A 12135-nucleotide genomic window follows, 5' to 3' on the forward strand; every position below is an offset into this window, starting at 1 on the left:
AATCACTGGAAAAACATCAGGGTTCCTGCCGTGAGGTAAGCCAGTGCTGCATACCTTGCAGTTTTTCCTATGAACACATAGAAAGAAAATATCCTGAAATCAAGCTTCATAATTCCTCCTGTTGCAGTAATTGCATCGCCTATAATTGGGACCCAGGTAAAGAGCAACAAAAAAGAACCATATCTGGCAAACAATCTATCGGTTTTTTTCAGTTGTTCATCAGAAATAGAAAAATACTTTTCAATAACATCCTGCCTGCCTCTGATTCCAATGTAATATGTTGTGCATGCTCCTATGTAATTACCAATAGAGGCAACCATTACTACAGGCAGAATAGAAAAACCTTTACTGATTAACAGGACTACATAAGCTTCCGAACCTATTGGAAGAATGGTTGATGCAAGAAAACTTGCAATAAATAAACCAGCAAGTGCATGCTCTTCTACAAGTACAGACAGTATCTCTATTATTTTTCAACTCCGGATTTTTATTTTTCTTTGCATCTTATGATAAAACATACTAATGACATTTATATATTAATAACTCTATACTCATCAATGTAACATTTGCTCACTAGTGTAAAAACCATCCCATATAATCATAACTGCGTTTCATAGAATAGTCACTTATTTAATCAAATTCAAAATTCTGATTTCCAGGGTTTAAAAATGGAAGAAAAAACCGAATATACTATATTGATCGTAGATGATGACCCTCTAAACGTCAGGCTTCTGGAAGCATTTCTCTCAAAACACCATTCAGTTCTTGGAGCCTATAGCGGAGAAGAAGCTCTTGAAATAATAGAGTCTGAACCTGTTGATCTTGTAATATTGGATATAATGATGCCCGGAATGGATGGATATGAAGTCTGTCGCAGGATAAAGGCAAATGAATCAACGAAAATCATTCCAGTGGTTGTCGTCACAGCTCTTTCTTCAAAAGATGACAGGATAAAAGGAATAGAAGTAGGTGCAGATGAGTTCCTCGTAAAACCCATTGACAGGGTAGAAGTTCTCACACGTGTGCGAACTCTGTTGAATAACAAAAATCTCTATGATGAATTAAAGCTTGAAAAAGACAGGGTACAATCTTATCTTGACATTGCAGGATGTATTATAGTTGGTTTTGATAAAAAAGGCTATGTGAAGCTTGTAAACAAAAAATGCTGTCAGGTTTTGGGATATGCCGAGAAGGAACTCATTGGTAAAAAATGGGTGGATATTGCCATTCCGGAAGACGAAAAAGAACGGGTATCCATGGTATTTAATAGCATATCAAAAGGCAATCTGGAATTAGTAAAAGTAAATGAAAACAGTGTTCTGACTAAGAGTAAAGAAAAGAGGCTCATAAGCTGGAACAATTCTTATCATAAGGATCCTGATGGAAATATTGTCGGCGTACTAAGTTCCGGTTCAGATGTAACTGAGGAAAGACTTGCCACTAAAAAACTTCAGGCATCCGAATCCAAATTCAGGGCTCTGTTTGAAAATGCTGCGGATGCTATATTGGTATTTGACTTTGATTGTAATGTTATTGATGCAAATTCAATAGCATCAGAAATGCTTGGTTACTCAATTGATGAACTGTTAAAAACGACCCGTTACGATCTTGTGGCACCGGAATTTCATGGTATTTGCAGTGAAAAAATGAGTGATGTCATGGAACACCAGTCCATAAGGCTGGAAATGGTCTACATGGGAAAAGACGGATCCCGCATTCCTGTTGAAATGGGTGTCAGAATAATAGATTATGATGGGAATCCTGCACTATTGAGCAATGTACGGGACATAACCGAAAGAAAACTCGCTGAGAAAGAACTCCGTGAAAGTGAGCATAAATTCCGTCTTCTTGCTGAAAATACAAATGATGTAATATGGACTCTGAATAAAGAAGGTAAATTCACCTATACAAGTCCTTCTGTATTCAAATTAAGGGGCTATACTCCTGAAGAGGTCGCAAAGCAGTCATTTGAGGAAATCTTCCCACCAGAACATATAAAAACTATATCAGGTGCTATAGCACGTTTTCAGGATCACCTTGAGGCAGGCGAAATTAAATATTCTGAAACATTTGAGATTGAACAATATCACAAAGATGGTTCAAAAAGATGGACTGAAGCAATTGCAAACCCGGTTTTTGATGAGGATGGGACTTTTGAGTTCTTCCTGGGTGTGACGCGTGATATTTCCGAGCGCAAAAAGGCTGAGGAAGAAATTAAACGTTATACAGAGGAATTGGCAAGGGTAAATGAGGAACTGAAATCTCTTGACAGGATGAAGGACGAGTTCATATCAAATCTGAGTCATGAGTTGAAAACACCTCTGATATCCATAAAAGGTTATAGTGAACTGGTTCACGATGAAGTAATGGGCCCTCTGAATTCCAAACAGAAAAATGCCATGAAAACAGTTCTCGAAAAATATGATCATCTAAGTTTCCTCATGGATTCATTGATCTATATGAGTATTATCAAGTCAGGAAAAGTACAATACAGGCTTGATCCTATCAGAATAGAGGATATCCTTACAAAAGTAGTAGAGAATTTTTCCTTTAAATCCGAGGAAAAAGATCTTACTATTTCATTTGATTTCCAGGAGCATTTGCCTCTAATGAAAGGTGATGTGGAATATTTGCCCTATCTTTTCAGATCCATTGTTGACAATGCTGTTAAGTTCAGTCCTGATGGCTCGGAGATATCGATATGTGCATTTGAGGATGATGGACAGGTTCATGTGACAGTGACTGATTCAGGAATAGGTATTCCTGAGCATGAAATAGACAATATTTTTGAACGCTTTTATCAGATAGATGGTTCCAAGTCTAGGAAATACGGTGGAAGCGGAATGGGTCTTTATGTCAGCAAAACCATTGCTGAGATCCATCATGGTAAGGTATGGGTTGAAAGTACGGAAGGTTCAGGAACTACTGTTCATATTGTTTTTCCCGCGTATTCCAGATCCAGTTAATAGACTAGTTTATTAATTTTTCAATATAATCTCTTGGATCTCCTCAAGATTGAGTGGGTAACTTAATATTTCTATTCTCTAATTCACTTGTTGTGGACGATAAAGAACTCATTCAACTTGCCTTAGGACTCTCAAGTCCGTGGTATGTGAAAGACATTAATCTTAATGTTTCTAAGAAGAGAATGGATATTTATCTTGATTTTACAAGGGGAACGAAGTTCCCCTGTCCTGTTTGCAACAAACTGTGTGATCTCCATGATACTAAAGAAAGAGTATGGAGACATCTTGATTTCTTCCATCATGAAACATACATTCATGCACGAGTTCCCCGAACAAAGTGTGATGGAGATGATGTAAAACTTGTAGAAGTTCCATGGACAAGACAGAACACTGGATTCACATTGTTTTTTGAAGCATTGATTGTTGCTATGTCTAAAGAAATGAGTGTTTCTTCAATTGCTGAATTAATCAATATTCATGAAAATTCTGTCTGGATAATTCTAGCTCATTATGTTGAAGAAGCAAGATCAAGGATGGATCTCTCTAAGCTAGATACTATCGGGGTAGACGAAATATCTGTTAAAAAAGGTCACAGCTATGTGACTTTGTTCTATGATCTGAAAGAATCAAGAGTAATTCATATTGAAAATGGGAAGAAAAAAAGTGTTTTCAAGAACTTCAGGGAAATTCTTTCCAGGAAAATAGATCCTGATAATATCAAGTATATTTCAATGGATATGTATCCTGCTTTTAAAGGTGGAGCTAGAGAATATTTCCCGAATGCTAAGATCGTTTACGATAAGTTCCATATTGTCAAAATGATGAACAATGCAATCGATAAGATTCGAAGAAAGGAGTATCAAACAAATAAGGAACTGGGTAAAACGAGATTTATGTGGTTGAAAAATCCTGAAAATCTATCAGATCGGGAAGTAGTTAAGATTCAATCAATCAAAGATCTGGATACTGAAACGGCGAAAGCTTACAGATTTAAGCTTGGACTTCAGCGTCTGTGGGAAATCAAAAATATGGAAGTAGCAAGGGAATATCTCGATAAATGGTATTATTGGGGAACACATAGCAACATCAAGGAAATTATCACATTGGCTAAGATGATAAAAAGAAATTCTCACGGGATATTGGAATCAATTAAACAAGGTATCAGTAATGGTGTTGTTGAAGGATTGAACAACAAGATCAAGACTGTTTTTAAGAGATCATATGGATTAAAGACTGAAAAGTGTAGGAATACAATGATATTCTTGATGGCGGGTAAACTTCGTTTACCCACACGATGTTAAAGAGAACCAATCTCTTTTATTTTCTTTGGGGTACAGGTTCCAAAGGATTTTATATCCTGAAGTTTCTCTTTGTTCTGATGTACGCTGAAGATGTAGTCTCAAGGCTGTGGGAATTGTACCCGAGCGGATATTATCATATTAACAAGGACCCTTTCTATCTTTTGATATCCACAGTCCTTTCCCAGCGCACAAGAGATGAGGTAACCATTCCAACCACGCAAAAGCTTTTCAGTGTATTTGGTACGGTTCAGCAAATGGCAGAGGCAGATGTTGATGAGATACAGGAACTAATTAAAGAAGTGGGATTTTATAGGGTGAAATCCCAGCGTATTATCGATATTTCACGCATCATTCTACAGGACTACGGCGGAGTTGTTCCTGATAGTATGGATGAGCTTCTCAAACTTCCAGGTGTTGGGAGGAAGACTGCTAATTGTGTACTTGGGTATGGATTTGAGCAGGATGTCATAGCAGTTGATACTCACGTGCATCGGATATCCAATCGCATGGGACTTGTTGAAACCTCCGATCCCGATGAGACCGAAAAAGAGCTTGAGAAGGTGCTATCGAAAGAGGAATGGAAGGACATAAACGGTTTGATGGTGTTGTTCGGCAAGAATATATGCAGGCCTGTCGGGCCGAAATGTGATGTCTGCATCATGGATGATATTTGTCCGAAGCTCATTTGAGTTATTTTTTGTATTTTTGGCAGTTTTGATTAAAAACGCGAGTTTCAACAAACTATTTATTTGTATATACTATATAAAGCAGAAATCTCGTGTATCCTGCCATAACTCTAATATATAAAGCGCTGGTTTTGCACGAGAACTGATAAATTTCATAGTTGCAAATACTATAATAACTAATGAACTGGTTATAACGCAACTACAACTACAGATACGCTATTTATCCAGTATAAGTTAAAATACACATACAGTTGAGTGAGAATCATGTTATTAATCGGAGAAGCATTAATCGGCGAGGAACCAGAACTCGCACACGTAGACCTCATGATCGGAAACAAAGACGGTCCTGTTGGTCAGGCATTCGCAAATGGTTTAACACAGCTTTCAGCAGGTCACACACCTCTGCTTTCAGTTGTCCGTCCAAACCTTCCAACCAAACCTGCAACACTTATCGTACCTAAAGTAACTGTAAAGAACATGGGCCAGGCAGCTCAGATCTTCGGTCCTGCACAGGCAGCTGTTGCAAAGGCTGTTGCAGATGCTCTTGAAGAGGGAACATTCGGTGACCTTGACATTGAGGATCTTGTAGTAGTTGCAAGTGTTTTCATCCACCCTGAAGCAAAGGACTACAACAGAATCTACAGATACAACTACGGAGCTACAAAGTTGGCAGTTAAGCGCGCAGTAGATGGCTTCCCGGACATCGACACAGTACTCAAGGAGAAGGACAGAATGGGACACGCAATCATGGGGTTCAAGGTATCCAGACTCTGGAACCCACCATACCTTCAGGTTGCACTTGACAATCCAAACCTTCCTGTTATCCAGAACATTGTTAAGCAGATTCCTAAGAGTGACCACGTCATCCTTGAAGCAGGTACACCTCTTATCAAGCGCTATGGTGTTGACGTAATCACCAAGCTCAGGGAAATCCGCCCAGATGCATTTATCGTAGCTGACCTTAAGACCCTGGACACAGGAAACCTCGAGGCACGTATGGTAGCAGACGCAACAGCAGACGCAATTGTCGTCTCCGCACTTGCACCAATTGCAACCATGAACAAGGCAATTGAGGAAGCTCACAAGACTGGTATCTATGCTATCATGGACACTCTCAACTGTGACGACCCTGTAGCAGTGCTCAAACAGCTCGATGTACTTCCTGATGTAGTAGAACTTCACCGTGGAATCGACATTGAGGAAACAGAGCATGCATGGGGTAACATCGATGCTATCAAGGCACTCTCACCAAAGATCCTGGTGGCAGTTGCTGGTGGTGTACGTATCAACACAATGCCACAGGCACTTAAGGCAGGCGCAGATGTCCTTGTAGTTGGAAGAGCAATCACCAATGCAAAGGATGTAAGGCAGGTTGCAGAGAAATTCATTGAAGGTCTTAACAACCCTGAAATCGACCAGTTCAGAGTTATGACCGATTTCTAAGCGTGTGGAATTTCCACACTCTTTTCTTCTTTTTTCTAAACTTTCAGTCTCACTTTTTGCTTCTTCTGCGTTTTTTCTAAGATTATATTTATAGTTGGAGTTACATCTATATTGCTGCGTACGAGATACGCATACTGATATTCATATAATCATATTGGAGAGATTTAATTTGAGTTCTACACTAATTGTCCTGAACCTCAAAACATACCTTGAGGGTACAGGCGAAGGCGCCGTAAAGGTTGCACAGGCATGTAAAGAAGTTGCAGATGAATGCGGAATTGAAATTGGTGTTGCACCACAGTTCTGTGACATCTACCGTGTTGCATCACAGGTTGACCTGCCGGTCTACTCACAGAGTCTTGACCCGGTTGGAGCAGGCAGCTTTACAGGACATGCATTCGTCCAGTCAATCAAAGACGCAGGCGCAGTTGGAACCCTTATCAACCACTCCGAATGCCGTCTTACCCTTGCAAACATTGATGCATCAATCACAACTGCAAGGGACGCAGCTCTCAAAACAATAGTCTGCACCAACAACGTTGCAACATCAGCCGCCGCCGCAGCACTCGGTCCTGATTATGTTGCAGTTGAACCCCCAGAGCTTATCGGCTCCGGCATCCCTGTATCAAAAGCAGACCCTGGAGTAGTCACTGGTTCAGTTGATGCAGTAAAGAGGATCAACCCTGCAGTACAGGTTCTCTGTGGTGCAGGTATATCAAAAGGTGAAGACCTTGCAGCAGCTCTTGAACTTGGTTCTGTGGGAGTTCTGCTGGCATCTGGTATTGTAAAGGCTGCAGATCCGAAGGTAGCGCTGGAAGACCTTGTGAGCAAGGTCTAATTATTCTTTTTTAATTATTATTTCATTTGGAATTTTCATACACATCTTTTATTTTGCAATGTATTCTCTTAAGTAATTTTATGTATGCTGGATATTCTCTTTTTAGCTCCTCAGCAGATTTGTTTGCAATATCATCCATTACTTTCTGAGTAATGTGTTTCTTCAAAATAGCATAGTCAAAAGCTGTATCTGATTGTGTCCGAACTGCTGATTTTATTTGGCTTATAATGGGCTTATTATTTGTAGGGGTGAATCTAAATCCATAAAGTTCATTTACGGATTCTATTATAACTCTCTCTGGAAGAATATCTTCCATTTCGGCATCGTCTTTAGAAATATCTGCTAAATCTTTAATTTCAAAGCAATTATTCATAATATCTGGATCTCCTGCCCGGATTGATTCTAATGCCCCTCTTCCAGCATTATCTGAATCTACTAACACAAATCCATTTATGTATCGGCTATGGAAAAATTTAACATATTTTGAAATCTCTCCTGTCCCAGTTGCTACTATGGTTTGGAATTTTGCAGGCTTTATTTCATCCTTTAATTTATCTGTAAATGAATCAAAAATGTCTTTATCTGTTCTTCCTTCTAAAACTAAAATATTAGGTTGAATTAATTCAAAAATAGAAGTGCCTAATGAATTATATATTACTTCATCTTCAAGTGGGTTATTAGGATCAACACACTTAACCATAGTTTTGGAGTCTTCTTTCTTCACGGTATAGTGCCTCTCCAAATTCTTTTTATCAACCATAAAAATAGAGTGTGAAGAAGCTAGAACAATATTCTGAATTCCAATTTGCATTAATTCGTCACGGAGACATTGGATACTCCCGGGATGCAGACTTATTTCAGGCTCATCCAACAAAATTATATTATTTACTAATTGTTTTGCTCTGTTTTTTACAGATAATGAAAGTAGTATGGATATAAACTGTTTGAACCCATCACTTCTTTGTTCCATACTAAATGTTTGATTAGTATTGTCTTTATCTTCGACATAAATATGGCAAAGATTAGTTTCTTCCATTCTGATTCCAATATTGATCTGATGTTCTGGCCATATTTTATTTATTTGTTTAGTAATGGCCTGAGACATATCTTTTTCGAGCTCCTTTCGAGTATCAAACTCTTTTTGTATTAAATTTACAATCTTAACTATTTCTTCTCCATTGTAGTTTAATAGCTGAAAAATATGTTTCAGTGGAATGGATGTCTCGGTTTTATTTTTAAACTCTTCTAGATTTATGGGTTTAGTTATGAGGTATTCTGGTGAATACTTCCAGTAAATAATCGGTGGAACAAGTTTGTCAATTGCTTTTTTTGCTTGGTCATTGACGCATTTTTCAACTTTATTCCTCTCTACAAAATCTCCTGTTCCAACGAGTAATTTTCCAATAGTAGCTCCCAGACTTTTGTCTTCATTTTGGAAAAGGATATCATACATTTCTTTGGATTGATGAATTATATAGGCTTCTTGTCTGCTTGAATTTTCATCAAACTGTATTCTTTTTTCGATGTAAAAAGGTTCAATCGCATTTCTAAAACCATCTGCTATAGTTAATTTTACATCATAAGAAGCTAAAATCTGTTTCACTTCATCTTTTTTTGTTAGTCCAAAGAAAAATTTGATTATTATTGGTTCGCTCTTTTTCATTGCAGCTTTATTGCAATCGACTCTGTATTGGACTGTTTTTTCAGGGGCTAAAAGGCCAATTGCTTTCAGTATGTTACTTTTTCCAACTTCATTTATGCCAAAAAATGTGTGGAATCTACAGCCTGCAATTTGTTTTATATCAATTTCAAGATGTTCAATGCTTCGATAATTTTCAATAATAACTTTTTTCAATAACATTTAGTTAAACCTCATCTTTTGGTTCTACTCCAATACTATTGAGAAAATAGTATCTTAATTTTTTTATTTATGTCATAACTAAATGTTGAAATAGCTTAAATACTTGTGCAAGATATCTGCTAAAAATAGGTGTTCTAATACATTTTCATGTATTCATGTGGATACTTCTGTTTTTTTACCATCCACGAATACTACAACCAATCCCCATCAGTTGCCTCTCAATTCCCAGATGCACTTTCTCAGCTTCAACATCACCCATTATCATTACACGGAATGTAACACTCAGCCGCTTAGTTCCCTCAACACCCTCATACCTGTCAATTATCTCAATTGAAACGATGTCGTCATTGCAGGAAACAAGTTCCATAATTACATCAGCATTGGCTTCCTCGGGAATCAACACTGAAATATCTCTTAAATGATGTTCGAGGTTTTCGAGTTTCCACTCATGCAGTTCCTCTTCATCTAAAAGACGGATGTTCTCTATTTTCAGAGGTACCATCCTGCTGCCGCATTCAAGAACAACGTCTCTAGGACTTACTTTCTTGATAATTCCTGTGTGCACTATACCTGAATAGATGTGCCTGACACCAATTTCCTGTCCAATGGAATCAAGCAGCCTGTCAAATTCAGCAATTTTTGAGTTTATGAGTTTGTCAGACCTGCGGAGTGCCGATGCAGTATCTCCAAAATGCACAGCTGCATCCTTCATTTTGTTGGTGAAGGCTTCAACATCCTTTTTTCTGACAATGGATGACATCTCGCTGCATTGGTTCATGAAAGCATCATGCACTTTGAGAACTTCCGGGTTCTCCATCTGGATGTATGCGTAGAGGTATGGGTTCTGTCCGAGTATCCTGCCAACGAAATCAAGCATGATATCGTAGACCGGGCTCATGAATCTCCTTGATTCATTCACGCTGAAATCAAGAGCATCAAAGGTGGTTCCTATGGTGATGTATGCAAAGTGAGTGAGTCCCTGCACAACGGAAACGAACCTGTCATGCTCTGCTGGTGTGATCACTTCGATGTGTGCTCCGTTATCCTCAAAAAGTGAGCGCATAACAGGGAACCATTTATCACATCGTCCTTCGATGGGTGTTAAAATAAAGATCTGCCCATGCAGGCTTGGTATGGATGGTCCGAACATAGGGTGGGTACCGAGTATCTCCACATCTTCGGGAGCATACTTCTTCATGGCTTCAGTTGGTCCGACCTTTAGGGAAGTGAAATCCATAAGCAGGCTTCCACTCTTCATCTTGGGTGCAGTTTCACTGATAACCCTCTCGGTTATATTGATGGGTACTGTTACGATAACAATGTCACTGGTACCTATTTCAGCATCAAGGTCGCTGGCAAACTCAACACCCATTCGCTCAGCAACTTCAACTTTACCACTGCTGCCCCAGACAACAACCTCGTAACCGTGGTTCTTAAAGAAAGGAGTGAACCACTGCCCCATTTCACCGGTACCGCCTATGATAAGGACTTTCAAACTCAGAAGCCCTCCAATACCGCTTTCTTCATAACTTCAATTGGTGGCTCAACGCCAGTCCATATCTTGAATGCCTCTGCACCCTGGTAGACAAGCATCATCTCACCGGTGACAGCTTTAGCTCCGGCTTTCTTTGCCTCTTTCAGAAGGGTGGTTTCCAGAGGGTTGTAAACGATATCAAATACAGTAAGTTCTGAATGCATGTCCTCTGCTCTTGCTATTGTTCCCTCGGTCTTTGGATGCATTCCGAGAGTGGTGCAATTGATGAGTATATCACTATCTGCAATCAGTTGCTTCAAATTCTCAAGTCCACAGCCTTTTGCATTACCAACTTTCGACACACCGGCTGCAAGCTCGATAGCCTTTTCCTCAGTCCTGTTGGCTATGGTGATGTCCGCTCCGTCCTTTGCAAACTGGAATGCGATGGCTCTTGAAGCTCCACCTGCACCAACTATCAGTACATTGGAACCCTTAATCTTCACTCCTTTTTCCTCAAGGCTGCGTTTTGCACCAAGTCCGTCGGTATTGTAACCGACCATTCCATCCTTGAAGTCAACGGTGTTCACAGCACCAATTCCTTCTGCCAGCGGGTCAGCATCGACTATCTTCAATGCTTCCTGTTTCAGTGGAACAGTAAGGTTCACTCCGCCAAAACCCATGGCTTTAGCTCCAAGAAGCGCATCCTTCAGATTCTCAGGGCTGACCCTGAAAGCATGGTATGTGCAGTTCATGCCAAGTTCCCTGAAAGCTGCATTATGCATGTCGGGTGATTTGGAATGTGCTATCGGGTCACCAAATACACCAAAAACCGTGTTCAAAAGAGAATCTCCAGGGCTGATTTAAGTTCGTGTATCTTTATCTGTCCAGGTGCAACAGCCTGTGCTATTGCTCCGTATGTGAGTCTTGAACCGTAACATGGAGCTACAATGCGGCTGTGTTTGCCGATCTCGCCCATTGCAATGGTGCACACTGGTTTTTTCATGTCAGCAGTTGCCTGGAGTACGTTCAGCACATCCTGTGTAGAGTGTGGCATGACTGCAAGTTTTGCAATATCAGCACCGGCTTCATGTGCATGATTGAGTATCTTTTTCATGATCTCAACAGAAGGAGTTCCATCAAAATCATGAGCAGAAACAATTACTGTTACTCCTGCTGCTTTTGCTGCTGCAATGACTTTATTACGCTGGTCTTCGTCAGCGCTAAGCTCGATATCAACAGCTTCCACAAAAGGCATAATGTCAACCAATAATTTTATTCTATCATCTTCTGAACCTTCCCATTTGCCGCCGTCAGATTGTAATCTATTGGTTGCAATACATGGGAGGTTGGTATTCACTTTTATTCTTTCAATGGTCTTCTTAGCTTCTTCAAGGTCTGAAAAATTGAGAAGATCAAGCCTCAGCTCAAGAACATTTGCACCCAGCCAGTTTGCAGCTTTTGCATTCTCTGCCGGGTCATCGTCTATCACTGAAACGATAGCGGGCTTTTCATCAAGGTCAAAGTTTCCTATCTTTACCATTGAATCGCTCCTGAATTTCTCTTCTT

General features: G+C 39.6%; 10 protein-coding genes. 5 read left to right on the forward strand and 5 right to left on the reverse strand.

The window, feature by feature from the left end; genetic code table 11:
* Positions 1-2: 2 nt before the first annotated feature.
* Positions 3-470: a YqaA family protein gene (locus METTI_RS08985; protein ID WP_023845500.1), complete on the reverse strand. Its 468-nt coding sequence runs from the start codon at positions 468-470 to the stop codon at positions 3-5.
* 198 nt (positions 471-668) lie between these two features.
* Here METTI_RS08985 and METTI_RS15160 point away from each other — a divergent pair, with 198 nt between their 5' ends.
* The 5 genes from METTI_RS15160 (at position 669) to tpiA (ending at position 7234) form a co-directional block, all read left to right on the forward strand.
* Entirely contained in the window at positions 669-2966 is a 2298-nt protein-coding gene (locus tag METTI_RS15160; RefSeq protein WP_023845501.1) for a PAS domain S-box protein, read from the forward strand.
* A gap of 92 nt (positions 2967-3058) precedes the next feature.
* The gene (locus METTI_RS08995) at positions 3059-4267 is read left to right on the forward strand and encodes an ISL3 family transposase (RefSeq protein ID WP_048135336.1); all 1209 of its coding nucleotides are present in this window, start codon (positions 3059-3061) and stop codon (positions 4265-4267) included.
* A 77-nt stretch (positions 4268-4344) separates the two neighbouring features.
* Positions 4345-4956: an endonuclease III gene (gene nth, locus METTI_RS09000; protein ID WP_048136008.1), complete on the forward strand. Its 612-nt coding sequence runs from the start codon at positions 4345-4347 to the stop codon at positions 4954-4956.
* Between the two features lie 261 nt (positions 4957-5217).
* On the forward strand, positions 5218-6396 hold the full coding sequence (locus METTI_RS09005) for a bifunctional 5,6,7,8-tetrahydromethanopterin hydro-lyase/3-hexulose-6-phosphate synthase (RefSeq protein WP_023845504.1): 1179 nt from the start codon (positions 5218-5220) through the stop codon (positions 6394-6396).
* A gap of 169 nt (positions 6397-6565) precedes the next feature.
* Positions 6566-7234 (forward strand): triose-phosphate isomerase, encoded by a 669-nt coding sequence (gene tpiA, locus METTI_RS09010; RefSeq protein ID WP_023845505.1) that lies wholly within the window; start codon positions 6566-6568, stop codon positions 7232-7234.
* 22 nt (positions 7235-7256) lie between these two features.
* Here the strand turns inward: tpiA and METTI_RS09015 are convergent, their stop codons facing one another.
* The 4 genes from METTI_RS09015 to aroD all read right to left on the reverse strand — a co-directional run bounded on the left by METTI_RS09015 (position 7257) and on the right by aroD (position 12109).
* Complete coding sequence (locus METTI_RS09015) at positions 7257-9095, reverse strand: ATP-dependent nuclease (RefSeq protein ID WP_023845506.1); 1839 nt, start codon at positions 9093-9095, stop codon at positions 7257-7259.
* 175 nt (positions 9096-9270) lie between these two features.
* Positions 9271-10590 carry a prephenate dehydrogenase gene (locus METTI_RS09020; protein WP_023845507.1) on the reverse strand — a complete coding sequence of 440 codons (1320 nt, stop codon included), beginning with the start codon at positions 10588-10590 and terminating at the stop codon, positions 9271-9273.
* 2 nt (positions 10591-10592) lie between these two features.
* Positions 10593-11408, reverse strand: a complete 816-nt coding sequence (gene aroE / locus METTI_RS09025) for a shikimate dehydrogenase (RefSeq protein WP_023845508.1) — start codon at positions 11406-11408, stop codon at positions 10593-10595.
* The gene (gene aroD / locus METTI_RS09030; RefSeq protein ID WP_023845509.1) at positions 11405-12109 is read right to left on the reverse strand and encodes a type I 3-dehydroquinate dehydratase; all 705 of its coding nucleotides are present in this window, start codon (positions 12107-12109) and stop codon (positions 11405-11407) included. The genes aroE and aroD overlap by 4 nt, the downstream gene beginning before the upstream one ends.
* Between the last annotated feature and the right edge of the window lie 26 nt (positions 12110-12135).

This window comes from Methanolobus tindarius DSM 2278 (genome assembly GCF_000504205.1).
GTDB classification, from domain to species: domain Archaea; phylum Halobacteriota; class Methanosarcinia; order Methanosarcinales; family Methanosarcinaceae; genus Methanolobus; species Methanolobus tindarius.